The sequence below is a fragment of the Microbacterium sp. ProA8 genome, assembly GCF_039905635.1.
Taxonomy (GTDB): Bacteria; Actinomycetota; Actinomycetes; order Actinomycetales; family Microbacteriaceae; genus Microbacterium; species Microbacterium chionoecetis.
The window spans coordinates 624508-641649 of sequence record NZ_CP157000.1; the positions used below are offsets into that span (position 1 = coordinate 624508).

A 17142-nucleotide genomic window follows, 5' to 3' on the forward strand; every position below is an offset into this window, starting at 1 on the left:
ATTATTTACACGACCCGGGAAGAGCGCTCCGTCGCCCGTCGCCGTCAGTGTCGCTGTCGCGCAGCAGGTGCGGGCGGCATCCTGCTCCAGGTCTATGCGAACAAGCCCGCCGAGCCCATCACGGTGAGCGGGGTCAGGCGGATCACCACGCGCCGCGGATTCACGCGCGGCTGACGGTATCGCTCGGCGTACAAAGCCACCGCGTACGCGACCGCTTCGGGGTCGCGCTCGATCGTCGCGTGGCCCGCGATGCTGAGCCAGCGCGGTCCGGCGACCTGCGCCACTGTGGCCCGCGGATCGCGCTCGACGTTGCGCACCTTCTGGGTTCCGTCCGACGTGATGATGCGGACGACCCCGTCCGAGATCGTGCAGCCGACCGCGACGACGTGGATCGCCCCGTCCCTGCCGATCGTCGACAGCGTGGCGAGGTGATAGTCCGAAACGAAGCTCGCGCCGTCGTCGGTCAGCGAGGCAAGGGAGCGCATCCGTCCATCATCCCCCGGATGTCCGGGCTCATGAGTGCGGCCGTGGCATCCGACGGATGCCACGGCCGCAATCTCATCGCACCGGCTACCTCACGGTCGCCTTGAGGTAGTTCTTGCCGTTGCCGTCGGGGCGATAGTTCTGCTCGACGTTGCCGGCGGCATCGACCGAGAACCAGGCGACCCTGGTTCCCGCGGGCACCGTGAGCACTTCGGCGCCCTCACGCAGACCGGCGGTGCCGTACAGGCTCGACTCGTACGTCGGAGCCGTGCCATCGAGCGTGTAGAACACCGACGCGGGCTCGGACAGCTCGAAGGTGACGTCCACCATCCCTGCTTGGGTGCTCGGCGCGGTCTTGATCGTGCTCGTCGGCCGCTGCGTGTCCGTGTCGAAGTCGTGTGCCACTCTCATCAGCTCGATGAGTCCGTTGGCGAACTCCTGCGATTCGGCGTGTGCCGACGCACCGGTCGGGTTCTCGTTCTCGAAGGGAGGCTGGAACTGCGTGCCCACCTCGAAGTTCCACGCGTAGATGCCGTACTTGTACCAGAGCATGTCGCCGGAGTTGCCGGCGGCCGAGTACAGCACGTCCGAGATCGGGCCGGTGCGCGCGGGTGTCACCGACATCCCGCGGTACTCCTTGATCTCGGTGAGGATCCGTGAGGAGGCGCCCCAGAACAGGGACTCGGCCTCGAGGCTCGGACGCGGCGCCGACGTACGGGTCGCCGCGATGTACGCGCCGGGCGACCACATGAAGTAGTTGCCAGAGCTGTGCAGATTCATCGAGAACTCGATGTTGGGGTTGGTGCTCGCGATCCAGTCGACGTTGGCGCTCTCGGGCTCCGAGAGCTCGGCCGGCCCCGCGTACGTGCCGCTCGTGCACGAGGACGACGCGCCGTCGTACCCGTCGAAGAGGCTGTACGTGTCGTAGTTGCGGTTGTTGTCGACGCCCCAGGAGGTGCGCGCGAGGAAGTCCGCGCTGCCGGTCAGTGCACAGTGGTTGGTCATGTTCTTGCGCTGCGAGTTGAAGTCGTAGAACGAGAAGTGACCGCCATCGGGATTCACCGACGGGACGATCCAGATGTCCAGGTTGTTGACCAGCTGCTTCGTCGCGCCGTCCTGTGCGTAATTGCGCAGCAGACGCTCGGCGGACTCGACCGCCACCAGCGGCGGCACCCACTCGCGTGCGTGCTCCTGGGCATAGGCGAGCACGCCGGGCTTGGAGCCGTCCCGCGTCTTGCCGATGCGGATGGCGTAGACCGGGTGCGGGTCGCGGGAGACCGAATCCGGAGCGGACAGGCCGTCGGTGAGCGTGACCGAGCCCGGTGCCACGATGCCGGCGCCGGCGTTGCCGCGGTACGTGTACGCAGTGACGAGAGCGGATGCCTCGACCGATGCGTTGATCGCGGCGGCGACCTGCGCAGCAGTGCTCGTGACCGCGCCGCCTGCGCCGGTTGCGAGCGAGACCGCGACGGCCGAACCGGTCACCGCGACCGACAGGGGCTGGTCCGGGAGGCCGGCACTGGTCAGCGTGACCGTGATGCCGTTTCCGCCTTCGTGCCCCCACGCCGTCGAATCCACGCCGATGCGGTTCGCGTTCGCTGTACCGAGCACGCCCTGCGCGAGGCGCCGGTAGCCGTTCGTCAGGTACGGCAGCTGCACGATCTCCGAGATCTCCGGGAACTCTGCCGCGAGCGCGTGAATGCGGTCGTAGAGCTCGGTCGGGGTCAGATACGAGGTGATGAAGTCCGTCTGGTAATTCGGGCCGAACTCGCTGCCGTCTTCGTCGGTGGGCAGCCAGTCCGAGACCTTCGCCACGGCGACGTCGCCCGTCGGGCTGACGATGCGGACGGAGTCGGGTCGCGTGGTCACCACGGCGGCGCCGCGGTGGTAGAGGTAGACGCCGGCGTCGACGAAGCGGCTGATGCTCTGGGTGCCTCCGCTGCCGAGCTCCGTGCCCGGGCCGCTGTCGCGCTCGACGACGAGCGGTGCGCTGCTCGTCTGTCCGTTGGCCCACTTGGCCTCGACCGACAGGTAGGCGACGCCGAAGGACGTGTAGTAGTCGGCGCGGATGATCTTGACGTCCGAGACCGCCGATGCCTCCGCGGCGGCCGCGAACTCCTGGTTCTCGGCGACGGCGGCATTGCGGGTCGCCTCGCGTTCGGCGAGGACCTCGGTGGTGTCGCCCTCCTCGTGCACCGTGTCGCCGATGGTGAAACCGCGCGCTTGCAGTGCGGCGGCTTCGGTCGGGCTCACGACCGCGTGCGCGGTGAGCGTGCCGTCTTCGTTGACATGGGCGGCGTGGTCGAGGTCGACGCCGGTCGCCACCAGCCGATCGAGCGCGGTGTGGTCCTCGAGCGCGACTTCGACGACGCTGACGTCTTCGTCGGCCGAGCGATCGATGGGCGGAAGCGTGTCGGATCCGGCGGCGGGGCCGATCGGCGACAGCGCGGTGGCGAAGAGCCCGAGGATCACGGCGGTGACCGCTGCGCCTCCGAGGACTCTTCTTCGATGGTTGGACGGCATCTTTACCCCTTCGTCGGCGCGCAGGTGTGGTGCGCGGCGGTCCCCGGAGCGGTGCGGTGTGAAACGTTGCATCACTCCGACTGCGACGCCCCGGAGTTCGCGGTTGCGAGCGGGGACGGCGCGTGTCCACTGTCTAGCGTCTGCCGCGCGGCGCGGTCAAGGGAAATCTGGGAAGCGCTCACCGAACTGCCCACTCCGGACACGGTGGACCGCGCAGATTGTGTCGAGGAGGAGGGGCGTGACACGGCATCCTGTTGTGAAGATCTCGGTGCCGGCCGGGACTCAGGTGGTCGCCGTGGGATACGGGCCCCGTCTCCTCCCCAGGGCGGGTGGCGAGCTCCGGCATCCCCCGTTCGCGGCGCAACGCCCGCACTGTCGGCGACATCGGGCAGGGTGGAGACCGTGACAGCCACCACCACGACCCGCACCGAGGCCCTCGAGGTGCTGCGCGCGCTCGTCGGGCGTGACGACGCCGACTTCCACGACGGGCAGTACGAGGCGATCGAGGCCCTCGTCGACGACCGCCGGCGGGCACTCGTGGTGCAGCGCACCGGGTGGGGCAAGTCGGCGGTCTACTTCGTGGCGACGCTGCTGCTGCGTCGCCGCGGCGCCGGGCCCACGGTGCTCGTCTCGCCGCTGCTCGCGCTCATGCGCGATCAGATCGCGGCCGCCGCCCGGGCAGGGGTGCGCGCGGTGAAGATCGACTCCACCAACGCGCACGAGTGGAGCGACGTGCTCGCCCAGCTCGACCGGGACGAGGTGGATGTGCTGCTCGTGTCGCCCGAGCGGCTCAACAACCCGTCGTTCCGCGACGAGCAGCTGCCGCAGCTCGTCGCGCGGATCGGACTGCTCGTCGTCGACGAGGCCCACTGCATCAGCGACTGGGGCCACGACTTCCGCCCTGACTACCGGCGCCTGCGCGACCTCATCGCGCGCATGCCCGCCGGCGTACCGGTGCTCGCGACGACGGCGACGGCGAACAGCCGCGTCGTGTCGGACGTCGCCGAGCAGCTCGACGCCGGCAGCGCCGAAGGACGGGGGACGGATGCCGCGGCATCCGAAGTCCTCACCATCCGGGGGCCGCTCGCGCGAGCCTCGCTGCGGCTCGGGGTGCTGCGACTGCCGAATTCTCCGAGCAGGCTCGCATGGCTCATCAGCCACCTCGGCGACCTGCCCGGCTCGGGCATCATCTACACGCTGACGGTCGCCGCGGCCAACGACACCGCGCGCCTGCTCCGCGACCGCGGCTACGACGTGCGGGCCTACACCGGGCAGACCGACACCGACGAGCGCGAGGAGTCCGAGGCGCTCCTGAAAGACAACCGCGTCAAGGCGCTCGTGGCGACCAGCGCGCTCGGGATGGGGTTCGACAAGCCCGATCTCGGCTTCGTGGTGCACCTGGGGGCGCCGTCGTCGCCGGTGTCGTACTACCAGCAGGTCGGTCGCGCGGGGCGCGCCACCGCGTCGGCCGACGTGCTGCTGCTCCCCGGCGTCGAGGACCGCGACATCTGGCAGTACTTCGCCACGGCGTCCATGCCCGACCGTGAACGCGCGGAGCGCGTGCTCTCCGCGCTCGCCGCAGCGGGCGGGCCGATGTCGACGCCGGCGCTGGAAGCCGTGGTCGACATCCGCCGCACGCCGCTCGAGCTCCTGTTGAAGGTGCTCGACGTCGACGGTGCCGTCGCGCGCGTGCGCGGCGGGTGGATCGCGACCGGCGACCCGTGGACCTATGACGACGAGCGGTATCGCCGCATCGCGGCCGAGCGCGTCGCCGAGCAGCAGCACATGATCGAGTACGAAGAGACGTCGGGCTGCCGCATGGAGTTCCTGCAGCGCTCGCTCGACGACGACACGGCCGCGCCCTGCGGGCGGTGCGACAACTGCGCGGGCGCCTGGTTCCCGACCGAGATCGCCGCCGGAGCGACGGATGCTGCCACCGCCGCCCTCGACCGCGTCGGCGTGCCGATCGAGCCGCGGCGGCAGTGGCCGACCGGTGCCGATCGGCTGGGGGTGCCGGTCAAGGGCCGCATCTCCGCCGAGGAGCAGGCGGGCGAGGGCCGTGCGCTTGCGCGGCTCACGGACCTCGGCTGGGGCGGCGTGCTCCGGGAGCTGTTCGCCGCAGGTGCCGCCGACGCACTGGTGCCGCCGAATGTGCTGGCCGCGTGCGTGCGCGTGCTCGCAGAATGGGGCTGGGAGAGTCGGCCGGTCGCCGTCGTCGCGATGCCGTCCCGTGCGAAGCCGCAGCTAGTCGACTCCCTGGCGCGGGGCATCGCCCAGATCGGCCGACTGCCGTTCCTCGGTTCCCTCGACCCCGTCGACGGCGGGCCCACCGGCCAGCCGGGCGGCAACAGCGCGTTCCGGCTGGCCGGCGTGTGGGACCGGTTCTCGGCCGCGGGTCTCGACATCCCCGCCGGTCCGGTCCTCCTCGTGGACGACCGGGTCGACAGCGGCTGGACCCTCACGATCGCCGCGCGGGAGATCCGCCGCGCCGGGGCGGCCGCCGTGCTGCCGTTCGCCTTGGCGCTGCGCGGCTGACGCCGCGCGCTCAGGCGCCGGTCGGAGGCTTCGGCCGGGGCCGGCGCACGATGAGGTAGGTCACCGCCCCCGCGACGAGCAGCACCAGCAGCACGACCCACGGCACCCAGTCGATCGGCGACGCGGCGCTGTCGCCCGCGTCCGCGGTGGGCGACGGGGAGGCGGAAGTCGGCGACGGCGACGGCGAAGCGGTGGCGCTCGGCGTCGGTGCGGATGTCGCGGTGGGTTCCTGCCCGGGCGTCGTCGTGGGCTCGGGTACCACCGTGGGCGCAGGCTCCGCCACGGTGGGATCGGGGGTCGGCTCGGCCGTGGGCGCCGGCTCGGTGGTCGGCTCCGGTGCCGCGGTCGGCTCGGGCTCCGTCGTCGGCTCCGGCTCCGCAGTCGGCTCGGGCGTCGGCTCGGCGGTGGGGGCGGGGGAGCGTGTCGGCAGGATCGGCGTCCGCGTGGGAAGCGCCGTGGGCAGGCTCGTGGGCACGTCCGTCGGCAGCGCGGTCGGGAGAGGGATCCCGCCGTTGCCGCAGCCTGCCAAGACGGTGAGCGTCGCGGCGACGGCGATCGCCGCGAGCACTCGGGCGGTGCGGGCGCCCCTCGGCAGCCGCGATTCGCGTGTCCCACGGGGATGCGGCATCCGATTCCTCCACTGGTCTCCTGGCCGCATGCTAGGCCCGCGTGGCTGTGCCACCGGGCATTCGCACCGAGACACACCGAACGCCCCATCGAGGCTCGCCCGCCGGCATGGCTCGACCTCGTGTGACGTCGCGTGACGCCGTGTCGCGGCGTGTGTCGTCAGGGCGTTTCGCCGTTCGCGTGCGCCGACCAGCATGACCACATGCCTTCCCCACTCATCTCGCCGACCGAGCTGGCCGACCTCATCCGCAGCGGGACCCCGCCGCGGATCCTCGACGTGCGCTGGCGTCTCGACCGACCCGAGGGCCGCCCGGAGTACCTCGACGGGCATCTGCCGGGAGCGGTGTACGTCGACCTCGACCACGAGCTGGCCCGCCGAGGCGACCCCCGTGAGGGCCGGCACCCGCTGCCGTCGCGCACGCAGCTCGAGGCGGCGGCGCGGCGCTGGGGCATCCGCGACGGCGACACGGTCGTCGCCTATGACGACGTGCACTCGGTGGCCGCGGCGCGCGCGTGGTGGGTGCTCACCCGCTCCGGAGTGGCCGACGTGCGTGTGCTCGACGGAGGCCTGCGCGGCTGGCTCGCCGAACGGCTGCCGCTCGAAACGGGCGATGTGCTGCCGAGGCCGCCGGGCGACGTCGTGCTCGGGGAGGTCACCGACGGCATCGCCGACATCGACGGCGTGGAGGAGTGGCCCGACCACGGCCTGCTCCTCGACGTGCGCGCACCGGAACGGTATCGAGGAGACAGTGAGCCGCTCGATCCGGTGGGCGGTCACATCCCGGGTGCCGTCAACCTCCCGACCACCGTCCACCTGACGGCCGGCAGATTCCGCGCGCCGGATGAGATCCGCGCCGAATTCGCCGCCGCCGGCGTGGCGGACGGCGTGGCGGTCGCGGCCTACTGCGGCTCCGGCATCGCGGCGACGCACACCGCCCTGGCGGGTGCGCTCGCCGGCATCGACGTCGTCGTCTACCCGGGCTCGTGGAGCCAGTGGTCGCGCTCGCGCGGGCGTCTCGCCGCCGTCGGCCCGGCACCGTCGCTGGACGTGGTGCCGGTATGACCGAGCCGCTCATAGTCGGCGCCATGGTGCGCACCCTCGGCGCCTACCCGTCGGGCTGGCGCCACCCGGGAGCGCACAAGGATCCTCAGACGGATGCCGCGATCCTCCGCGAGGTCGCACGCCTGGCCGAAGACGCCGAGCTGGACTACCTGTTCTTCGGGGACTGGCTCGCGACCGGTCCCGACCTGGAGTTCCGCGACCCCTACCTGCTGGCGCGCATCGACCCGGTGAGCGCGGTGCTCTCCCTGGCGGCCGTCACCGAGCGCATCGGGCTCATCGCCACGGTGAACTCGACGTACGCCGACCCCTACGCCACCGCGCGGGCCACGGCATCCCTCGACCTCCTCAGCGGTGGTCGCGCGGGCGTGAATCTCGTCACCGGCGCCGAGCCGCGGGCGGCCGCCAACCACGGACGCGACGCGCACGCCGACAACGAGACGCGCTACGACCGCGCCGAGGAGTTCGTGCGGGCGCTCCGGCTGCTCTGGGAGTCCTGGGATGCCGATGCCTGGGTCGCCGACTCTGCCAGCGGTGAGCTCATCGATGCCCGTGGACTGCACCCGGCCAGCTTCGCCGGTACCCAGGTGCGCGTCGAGGGTCCGCTCAACGTCGCGCGTCCGCCGCAGTCGCACCCGCCGATCGTGCACGCCGGCACCTCGCCCCGCTCGCGTGCGCTCGCGGCGACCGAGGCCGACCTCGCGCTCATCGCGGCGGGCGACCCGGCGGTCGCTGCGGCGACCCGCGCCGAGCTGCGGGCGCTGGCGGCGGCGGCCGGCCGCGATCCCGACGACCTGAAGGTGATCGTGCCGGTGCTGCCGGTGGTGGCCGAGACGGATGCCGCAGCCCGCGCGATCGTCGACCGGCTCCTGCTGCTCGTGCCCATCGACGACGGGGTGTCTTCCCACGCCAGGCGTGCGGGGTTCCCGGCGAACCGCTCGCTGGCGTCGTTCCTCGACGTCGCCGGCATCGAGCCGGGCGACGGCGTGCGAGCGGCATCCGTCGACGACGCCGTGTCGCCGTCGACCGCCGCCCGCTTCGCCGAGCCCGCGGCGCGCACCCTCGAGACGGTGCGCGCCCGGACGGGGCGCGACCTCGGCGGCGCGCACCCGGTGACGTGGCGGCACCTCATCGCCGCCCATGCGGTGCCTGCGAACTTCGTCGTCGGCGGGCCCGCGACGGTCGCCGACCATTTCGAACTGTGGCGCGACGCGGGAGCCGCCGACGGCTTCAACGTGCTGTCGGCGTTCCAGCCGGCGCAGTTCGAAGCATTCACCGGGCTCGCCGTGCCGGAGCTGCGCCGCCGCGGGCTCATCGGCCGCACCGGCGCGACCCTGCGGGAGCGCCTGGGGCTGGCTGCCCCGCGGCTCCTCCGTGCCCCCGAGCCCGTCGCCTCCGGTCGCTGAGCGAGCGAGGATCCTCCACCGGTCGTTGAGCGAGCGAGGGACGAGCGAGACGAAACGCCTCGAGCCCTGCGGGAACCCCGAGGCGTTTCGTCTCGCTTCGCTCGCTCAACGACCGGGTGGGGCGTTTCTTCTCGCTTCGCTCGCTCAACGACCGGGGGCGTTTCGTCTCGCTCCTCCCGCTCGACGACCCGCGGGAAGCGGGCCCCTTGTTACCTCGTGTGAACGACCGTGACCCCCGCTTGCGTCCGGTGAACGGCCGTAACAGCCCGACCGTCGGGAGCTGGAGCCGGGTCCCTAGCGTGGCCAGCACCCCTTGACCGCACCCGAAGCCCACAGGAGAACCCATGTCCCTTCCCGCATCGCGAATCGCCGCCGGTGCCGCCGCACTGCTCGTCGCCGCGGCATCCCTCGTGGCCTGCGCCTCGTCGCAACCCGCCACCCAGGACGCGGCCGCCGCCTCCGGCGATCCGGTCACCGGGGGCGCTCTCACGTACCTCGAGCACCAGACCTACACGAATCTCTACCCGCCGCAGGCCGGCTTCTACCCGAACGGCGGCATCGTGAACAACATCGCCGCGCGCCTGACGTGGCAGAACCCCGAGACGCTCGAGATCGAGCCGTGGGTGGCCGACGAGTGGACGGTGAACGGCGACGCCACCGAGTACACCTTCGAGCTGCGCGACGGGGTCACCTTCTCTGACGGCACGCCGGTCGACGCGGCCGCCGTCGCCAAGAACTTCGACACCTACGGCCTCGGCAACCCCGCGCTCGGCCTGACGATCTCGGAGGCGATCAACAACTACGCCTCCAGCGAGGTCGTCGACGCCGACACCGTGACGTTCCGCTTCTCGGCTCCGGCTCCGGGGTTCCTGCAGGCGACGTCGACCATCAACTCCGGGCTGCTCTCGCCGGCGACGCTCGACCGCTCGCTCGAGGAGCTCGGCGCCGGCAACGCCGTCGACATCGTCGGCTCGGGTCCGTTCGTCATCACCGACGAGAAGCTCGGGACCGAGCTCACGCTCGAGGCCCGCGAGGACTACGACTGGGCGCCGCCGAGCTTCGAGCACCAGGGCCGCGCGTACCTCGACGAGATCCACCTCATCGTCACGCCCGAAGACAGCGTGCGCATCGGCTCGCTCCTGTCGGGTCAGGCCGACTACATCCGGTACGTGCAGGCGTTCGATGAGGCGAGGGTCGAGTCGTCGGGCTTCGACCTGTATGCGCCGCAGACCCGCGGGGTGAACAACGCACTGAGCCTGCGCTTCACGAACCCGCTGCTGAGCGACATCCGGGTGCGTCAGGCCCTCGTCGCCGGCGTCGACAGCCAGGAGGTCGTCGACACGATCTTCACCGAGAACTACCCGCGCGCCACCTCGGCGCTGAGCTCGACGGCCCTCGGCTACAAGGACGAGTCCGACTCGTTCGCGTACGATCCGGAGAAGGCCGAAGAGCTGCTCGACGACGCGGGCTGGGAGCCCGGCGCCGACGGCATCCGCGAGAAGGACGGCCAGCGCCTCTCGCTGGACGTCTACGAGGCCAAGCCGCAGCCCCTGTCGAAGCAGACGCTCGAGCTCGTCTCGCAGCAGCTGAAGAAGATCGGCGTCGAGCTGAACGTGAAGTCGGCGGATGCCGGCACCTACGCCGAAGACATCAAGGATCCGCTCAAGACCCCGCTGTACCACTCGATGGTCGGGCGCGCCGACCTCGACGTCATCAAGAGCCAGTACTACACGAAGAACCGCAACACGCTGCTGTCGGACGACGCCGAGCTCGACCGCCTGCTCGAGGCCGTCGCCTCGACGCCCGACCCCGACGAGCGCGTCGCGGCGTCGCAGGCCGTGCAGGACTATCTCGCCGAGCAGGCGTACGTCATCCCGCTGTTCGAGGAGCCGCAGGTGTACGGCGCTGCACCGCACGTGCAGGGCATCGAGTTCGAGTCGGTCGCGCGTCCGCTGTTCTACGACGTGTGGCTCGACGAGAAGCAGTAGGACGCAGGAGCCGAACCCATGAGCTACGCGCTCCGACGCGCCGGGCAGGCCGCGATCGTGCTGATCGCGGCCTTCACGGCCACCTTCATCCTGCTGCAGCTGCTGCCCGGCGACGCGATCCTGATCAAGTACGACAACCCCGAGCTCGGCCTCACGCCCGAGCAGATCGAGTCGATCCGCGTCGCCTACGGCGCCGACTCGCCGTGGTGGGAGCAGTACTGGGTGACCCTGACCGGTTACGCCCAGGGCGACCTCGGGTACTCGACGCAGTACGGCACGGGTGTGCTCCAGCTCATCGGCGAGGCTCTCCCGCCGACTGCGGCGCTGGCGACGCTCGGGTTCGCCCTCGCCGCGGTGATCGCCTTCGCGATCGCGTTCCTGTCCACGCTGTCGCCGTTCGCGTGGCTCCGGCAGGCGCTCCAGGCGCTGCCCGGAGTGTTCGTGGCGGTGCCGGTGTTCTGGCTCGGCATCCTGCTCATCCAGGTGTTCTCGTTCGGCCTCGGCTGGGTGCCCATCGTCGGGGCCGACCCCGTCGCGGGCCTGATCCTCCCGGTGATCACGCTCGCGGTGCCCATCTCGGCGCCGCTGGCGCAGATCCTGGTGCGGAGCATCGACGACGTGCAGCTCCAGCCGTTCGTGACCGTGGTGCGCGCCAAGGGCGCCTCGCCGTCATGGGTTCTGTGGCGGTCGGTCGCCCGCAACGCGCTGCTGCCGACGCTGACCATCGCCGGCGTGCTGTTCGGCGAGCTCATCGGCGGGGCGGTCGTCACCGAGACGGTGTTCGGGCGACCGGGGATCGGCCGGGTGACCGAGCAGGCCGTCGCGAACCAGGACATCCCGGTGCTCCAGGGCATCGTCGTGCTGGCCGCGCTGACGTTCGTCGTCGTGAACCTCGTGGTCGACCTGCTGTACCCGGTGCTCGACCCGCGGCTGCGCAGCGGCACGCGCACCAGCCGCACCGCATCCACCCCCGCGCTGCAGGAGGCGACCGCATGAGCACGCAGATCTCTCCTTCCCCGATTCCGGATGCCGCGACCGCCGCGATCGCGCGGGACGAGGCATCCGGTACCGTCATCGACCCGGTCGCCCGCGACGCGGGAGCACTGGACGCACTCCCGGAGCGGCGATCGTCGGCTGCCCGGCTGTTCGCCCGCGGACGGCGTCCGTCGTGGACGCTCGTCGCCGCGATCGCCGTCATCGCGATCGCGGTGCTGTGGGCGGTCGTGCCGTGGCTGTTCACGTCCTACGACCCCATCGACGGCGTCCCGGCCGAGAAGCTGCTGCCGCCGAGCGCCGCGCACTGGTTCGGCACCGACGCCATCGGGCGCGATCTCTACGCCCGCGTCGTCTACGGCGCGATCCACTCGCTCTCAGGAGCGCTCATCGCGGTCACCGTCGGGCTGGCGGCGGGCACCGTCATCGGCGTCCTCGCGGGATCGGTCGGCGGGTGGATCGACGACGTGCTGATGCGTCTCGTCGACGTGCTGCTGTCGATCCCGGGGCTTCTGCTGATGCTGTCGATCATCATCCTGCTGGGCTTCGGCACGGTCAACGCGGCCATCGCGGTCGGCGTCGTGAGCGTCGCGTCGTTCGCCCGGCTGTCGCGCTCGGAGGTGGTGCGCGTGCGGCGCACGGACTACGTCGAGGCGGCGTTCGGCAGCGGCGGCACTTTCGCCGCCGTGCTGGGCCGACACGTGCTGCCCAACTCGCTGACCGCCGTGGTCGGCCTCGCCGCCCTGCAGTTCGGCAGCGCGATCCTCGCGATCTCGACCCTGGGCTTCCTCGGGTACGGGGCGCCGCCTCCGACGCCCGAGTGGGGTCTGCTCATCGCCGAGGGGCGCAACTACGTCGCGACCGCGTGGTGGCTGACCACGCTGCCGGGACTCGTCGTGCTCGTGGTGGTGCTGAGCGCCAACCGCATCAGCCAGTCGATCGGAAGGGGAACGCGATGAGCGTGCTCGACGTGCAGGGCCTCCGGGTGTCCTACGAATCCCGCGCCGGCCGCCGAGAAGTCGTCCACGGCGTGGACGTCACGGTCGGCGAGGGCGAGGTCGTCGCACTCGTCGGCGAATCGGGCTCCGGCAAGTCGACGACCGCGCACGCCCTCATCGGCCTGCTGCCCGAGGGCGGTCGTGTCGACGGCGGCTCGGTCGCGATCGGCGGCGTCGAGATCACCGCGTGGGGCCAGAAGCGGCTGCGATCCGTGCGCGGGGCGCAGGTCGGCCTCGTGCCGCAGGATCCGGCGTCGTCCCTCGACCCGGTGCGTCCGATCGGCGTGCAGGTGGGCGAGATCCTGCGCCTTCATGGAACACGGGATGCCGCGACCCGCCGTGCCCGCGTGCTCGAGCTGCTCGACCGGGTCGGTCTCGACGACCCCGCCCTGCGGGCGAGGCAGTACCCGCACGAGCTCTCGGGCGGCATGCGCCAGCGGGTGCTCATCGCCACCGCGATCGCACTGCGACCGCGCCTCATCATCGCCGACGAGCCCACCAGCGCTCTCGACGTGACGGTGCAGCGGCGGATCCTCGACCTCATCGACGACCTGCGCCGCGAAGAGGGCACGTCGGTGCTCCTGGTCACCCACGACCTGGGCGTGGCGGCCGACCGCGCGCAGCGCATCGTCGTGCTCAACCAGGGCCGGGTCGTCGAGCAGGGGCCGAGCAGCGGCATCCTGTCGTCCCCGTCCGATCCGTACACGCGGCAGCTGCTGGCCGACGCGCCCGCCCTGGCGACGCAGGGCTTCCGACGGCCGGCGCCGCCGCTCTTCCTGCGGGATGCCGCGGCCGCCGCCGGCGAGAACCCCTATGCGATCGCCGCCGTGGGGCTCGTGAAGGAGTTCGCCGTGCATGGCCGAGGCAGGGAGGCGTTCCGGGCGGTGGACGACGTGTCGTTCCAGGTGCGCCGCGGCACGACGCACGCGCTGGTGGGGGAATCCGGGTCGGGCAAGACCACCACCGCGCGACTCGTCACGAGATTCCTGCAGCCGGACGCGGGACGCATCGAGCTCGCCGGCCCCACCGGGGAGCTCGCCGACATCGCGGGCCTCCGCGGCGAAGCCCTGCGCCGCCTGCGGCAGCGGATCCAGCTCGTCTACCAGAACCCGTTCTCGTCGCTCGATCCGCGGCAGAGCGTCGCGCAGATCGTGGCCGAGCCGCTGCAAAACTTCCGCGCGGGCAGCCGCGCCGCACGCACGGCGCGCGCCGCCGAGCTCATCGACCGGGTCGCCCTCCCCGCCGACGTGCTCGAGCGGTCGCCGCGCGAGCTTTCGGGCGGGCAGCGCCAGCGCGTCGCGATCGCCCGGGCGCTGGCCATCCGGCCCGACGTGGTCGTGCTCGACGAGGCGGTGTCGGCGCTCGACGTGACCGTGCAGGCGCGGATCCTCGAACTGCTCGAGTCGCTCCAGCACGAGCTGGGCCTCACGTACCTGTTCATCTCGCACGATCTCGCCGTGGTGCGCCGCATCAGCCATTCGGTGTCGGTCATGCGCCGCGGCCGGATCGTCGAGGCCGGCAGCACCGAGGACATCTTCACCGCCCCCACCCACGACTACACGCGCGAGCTGCTGGCAGCCGTGCCCGGACGATCGGAGGTCGCCGCATGAGCGTGCCGTCACTCGCCTTCTTCACCCGCCTGCTCGACGCCGCCGCGCCCGGCCTGATCGACGGGGCGCCCGCCGCCGAGAGGTACCGCCTCGCGACCGACCAGATCCGGCACGCCGAGCGGTTCGGCATCGGGCGCGCGTGGGTGGCGCAGCACCACTTCCGTGCTGCCGAGGGCGGGCTGCCGGCGCCGTTCGTCTTCCTCGCGCACGTGGCAGCGGCGACGAGTGAGATCCGCCTCGGCACCGGCGTCGTCACGCTGCCCCTCGAAGACCCGATCCGGGTCGCCGAAGACGCCGTCGTCGCCGACCTGCTCTCGGGCGGGCGCATCGACCTCGGTCTCGGCAGCGGCGGGACGCCGTCGTCGTTCGTGCCGTTCGGGCAGGATGTCGCCGCCAAGGCCGTCGTCTACGACGAGAAGCTGGACGTGCTGCTCGACGCGCTCGCCGGTCGCGAGATCGGCGGTGGCAACACGCTGTACCCCGATCCGTCGGAGGTGATCCCCACCGCCACGTCCCGCGCGCCGCTGGGTGCGCGCGTATGGCAGGCGACCTTCTCGCCGGCGGGCGGCACGCGGGCCGGACGCCACGGTCACGGCCTCCTGCTGTCGCGCACCCAGCCCCGATCCGCCGAGGCGCCGGACGCGACGCTCGCCGAGCTGCAGCATCCGATCATCGACGCCTACGTCGACGCGCTGCCGGCGGGCGTCGCACCCCGGGTCACGGCATCCCGCACCGTCTTCGTCGCCGACGACCGCGCCGACGCGCTGCGGTTCGCCGAGCGGGGACTGCGCCGGGCCGCCGAGGGCCTGCGCCGGTCGGGCCACCGCCTCCCGGACGACACGCTCGACGAGCTCATCGCCGCGACCGACACCCACCTCGGAACCCCCGAGGAGGTGGTGGCCTCGCTCGCCACCGACTCCACCCTCGCCCGCGCGACAGAGGTCGCGTTCCAGGTGCACTCGGTGGATGCCCCGCACGACTTCGTGCTGCGCTCCATCGAGCTCTTCGCCACGGACGTCGCGCCCGCACTCGGCTGGGGTGCGCGCGACCGCTCCTTCGAACCACTCGGCCGTCTCGGAAAGGAGACCCCATGACCACCGCGACCATCGACGTCGTCGACGAGCTCGTCGGCGTGCAGGAGGGCGACGCGCTCGACGAGCTGCGCCGCCGGCGCCCCGTCACCCGTGAGCAGCTGCAGGCGAGCCACGACGCGCTCTTCGCCCCGGTCGACGACACGGCGTTCCCCGTGGCGGACCGCCTGCTCGTCGCCGCGTTCGCGACCCGCTCGACCGCCGACGACGCCACGGCACGCTTCTACGCGGATGCCGCGCGCCGCGCCGACGCCGGAAGGGCCGCCGTCGTGCTGGCCGAGGCATCCGCCGCAGCGACCGCCGGACCCTTCGGCGCGTACCGCGAGGAGGGCCTGCGCGCGGAGAGCAGCGATGGCCGCCGCTACGCGCCGGGCGCCGACGTCCGCGACGCGCTGGGCGACCGCGTGACCGCCGCGCTCGTCCATGCGCACCTGCTCACCTTCCGGCCGCGGGAGGCGGACGACGCCGACCAGCACCGGCTGCTCGAAGCCGGCTGGAGTCCCGACGGCATCGTCACGCTGTCGCAGCTGGTGTCGTTCCTCGCCTTCCAGCAGCGCGTGGCCGCCGGGCTCCGCGCCATCCGCTCATCCCAGGAGGTCTCCGCATGACCGGCACGTCCACCGCAGCCGCCGTCCTCGTCCACGACGAGGCCCACCCGCACGGGTTCACGCGGGCGGAGGTGGGCTGGCTGCCATGGCTCGAGCCCCTGCCGGTCGACGAACTCACCGAGCGTCACTACGACGGGCTCGTCGACCGCCAGCGCGCCGGCAGCGACTACTTCCGGCTGCTGGCGCGCGATCCCGAGATCCTGCGCGCACGCACGCTCGTCGACAAGGACATCTTCTACAACACCGCCGAGGGCCTGCCGCGCGCGGAGCGCGAACTCGCCGCGACCGCGGCGTCCCGGGTGAACGGCTGCGTCTTCTGCGCCTCGGTGCACGCGCGCTTCGCGGCGCACCACTCGAAGGCGCCCGAGCAGGTCGATCTGCTCCTCGCGGACGGCGTCGGCGCCGAGCTCGGCGAGCGGTGGAACGCGATCGTGGCCGCCGCGGCCGCACTCACCGCGACGCCGCTCGCGTTCGACCCGGCCCATGTCGAGCGGCTGCGCGCTGCCGGCCTCGACGAGCTCGAGATCGCCGACGTCGTGCACGGCGCCGCCTTCTTCAACTGGGCGAACCGGCTCATGCTGTCGATCGGGCGGCCGGTCGCGCCGCCCCACGAAGGCGCGTGATGAGTCGTCCGCTGAGGGTCGTCGGCGTCTCGGGCTCTCTCCACGAGCCGAGCCGCACGACGGAGCTCGTGCGCGCGATCCTCGCCGAGGTCGGCTTCCGCATCGAGATCGAGTCGACGCTGATCGAGATCGCGGCGCTCGGGCCCGGCTTCGCCGGTGCGCTGCGCCGCGACCAGGTCGCTCCCGCGGTGGAGGAGGCGCTGCAGCTGATCGAGTCGGCCGACTTCCTCGTGGTGGCTTCGCCCGTCTACCGGGCGTCGTTCACCGGGCTGTTCAAGCACCTGTTCGACTTCGTGGGCCAGTACGACCTCGTGGGCACGCCGGTGCTGCTCGCCGCAACGGGCGGCGGCGAACGCCATGCGCTGATCATCGAACACCAGCTGCGACCGCTGTTCGGCTTCTTCCAGGCGCTCACGCTGCCGATCGGCGTGTACGCGTCGAGCAGCGACTTCGCGAACGACGGCGTGACCTCGCCCGAGATCAGCCGCCGCGTGGTGCAGGCCGTCGACCGGTCCCTGCCGCTCGTCGAGCACGCCACGCTCGTCCGCAGGTCGGAGTACGTCACGACCTGGTGACCGGGATGGCAGGCGGCGGCGT

14 protein-coding genes are annotated in these 17142 nt (G+C 72.0%); 11 read left to right on the forward strand and 3 right to left on the reverse strand.

Annotation, left to right across the window (positions count from 1 at the left end; all coding sequences use genetic code 11):
- Positions 1-92: 92 nt before the first annotated feature.
- Both ABG085_RS02770 and ABG085_RS02775 read right to left on the reverse strand, forming a co-directional pair.
- Positions 93-485 (reverse strand): TIGR03618 family F420-dependent PPOX class oxidoreductase, encoded by a 393-nt coding sequence (locus ABG085_RS02770; RefSeq protein ID WP_347977922.1) that lies wholly within the window; start codon positions 483-485, stop codon positions 93-95.
- 85 nt (positions 486-570) lie between these two features.
- The gene (locus ABG085_RS02775; protein WP_347977923.1) at positions 571-3006 is read right to left on the reverse strand and encodes a M14 family metallopeptidase; all 2436 of its coding nucleotides are present in this window, start codon (positions 3004-3006) and stop codon (positions 571-573) included.
- A gap of 402 nt (positions 3007-3408) precedes the next feature.
- Between ABG085_RS02775 and ABG085_RS02780 the strand changes: the two genes are divergently transcribed.
- On the forward strand, positions 3409-5541 hold the full coding sequence (locus tag ABG085_RS02780) for a DEAD/DEAH box helicase (RefSeq protein WP_347977924.1): 2133 nt from the start codon (positions 3409-3411) through the stop codon (positions 5539-5541).
- 10 nt (positions 5542-5551) lie between these two features.
- On the opposite strand, the gene ABG085_RS02785 is transcribed toward ABG085_RS02780, so the two are convergent.
- On the reverse strand, positions 5552-6169 hold the full coding sequence (locus ABG085_RS02785) for a hypothetical protein (protein ID WP_347977925.1): 618 nt from the start codon (positions 6167-6169) through the stop codon (positions 5552-5554).
- A 201-nt stretch (positions 6170-6370) separates the two neighbouring features.
- Here ABG085_RS02785 and ABG085_RS02790 point away from each other — a divergent pair, with 201 nt between their 5' ends.
- From ABG085_RS02790 to msuE, 10 genes are all read left to right on the forward strand, one after another.
- Positions 6371-7231 carry a sulfurtransferase gene (locus tag ABG085_RS02790; protein ID WP_347977926.1) on the forward strand — a complete coding sequence of 287 codons (861 nt, stop codon included), beginning with the start codon at positions 6371-6373 and terminating at the stop codon, positions 7229-7231.
- Positions 7232-7254: 23 nt separating this feature from the next.
- A complete protein-coding gene (locus ABG085_RS02795) occupies positions 7255-8634 on the forward strand; it encodes an NtaA/DmoA family FMN-dependent monooxygenase (RefSeq protein ID WP_347977927.1) in 1380 nt (459 codons plus the stop codon).
- Positions 8635-8978: 344 nt separating this feature from the next.
- Positions 8979-10622 carry a TIGR04028 family ABC transporter substrate-binding protein gene (locus ABG085_RS02800; protein WP_347977928.1) on the forward strand — a complete coding sequence of 548 codons (1644 nt, stop codon included), beginning with the start codon at positions 8979-8981 and terminating at the stop codon, positions 10620-10622.
- Between the two features lie 18 nt (positions 10623-10640).
- A complete protein-coding gene (locus tag ABG085_RS02805; RefSeq protein WP_347977929.1) occupies positions 10641-11618 on the forward strand; it encodes an ABC transporter permease in 978 nt (325 codons plus the stop codon).
- Positions 11615-12574, forward strand: coding sequence for an ABC transporter permease (locus ABG085_RS02810; protein ID WP_347977930.1), 960 nt, complete (start codon positions 11615-11617; stop codon positions 12572-12574). Before ABG085_RS02805 ends, ABG085_RS02810 begins: the two co-directional genes overlap by 4 nt.
- Positions 12571-14223 (forward strand): ABC transporter ATP-binding protein, encoded by a 1653-nt coding sequence (locus tag ABG085_RS02815; protein WP_347977931.1) that lies wholly within the window; start codon positions 12571-12573, stop codon positions 14221-14223. The genes ABG085_RS02810 and ABG085_RS02815 overlap by 4 nt, the downstream gene beginning before the upstream one ends.
- Complete coding sequence (locus tag ABG085_RS02820) at positions 14220-15317, forward strand: putative FMN-dependent luciferase-like monooxygenase (protein WP_347977932.1); 1098 nt, start codon at positions 14220-14222, stop codon at positions 15315-15317. Before ABG085_RS02815 ends, ABG085_RS02820 begins: the two co-directional genes overlap by 4 nt.
- Positions 15314-15922, forward strand: coding sequence for a CMD domain protein (locus ABG085_RS02825; protein ID WP_347977933.1), 609 nt, complete (start codon positions 15314-15316; stop codon positions 15920-15922). The genes ABG085_RS02820 and ABG085_RS02825 overlap by 4 nt, the downstream gene beginning before the upstream one ends.
- On the forward strand, positions 15919-16545 hold the full coding sequence (locus ABG085_RS02830) for an alkylhydroperoxidase domain protein (RefSeq protein WP_347977934.1): 627 nt from the start codon (positions 15919-15921) through the stop codon (positions 16543-16545). The genes ABG085_RS02825 and ABG085_RS02830 overlap by 4 nt, the downstream gene beginning before the upstream one ends.
- Positions 16545-17120 carry an FMN reductase gene (msuE, locus tag ABG085_RS02835; RefSeq protein ID WP_347977935.1) on the forward strand — a complete coding sequence of 192 codons (576 nt, stop codon included), beginning with the start codon at positions 16545-16547 and terminating at the stop codon, positions 17118-17120. Before ABG085_RS02830 ends, msuE begins: the two co-directional genes overlap by 1 nt.
- Positions 17121-17142: the final 22 nt, after the last annotated feature.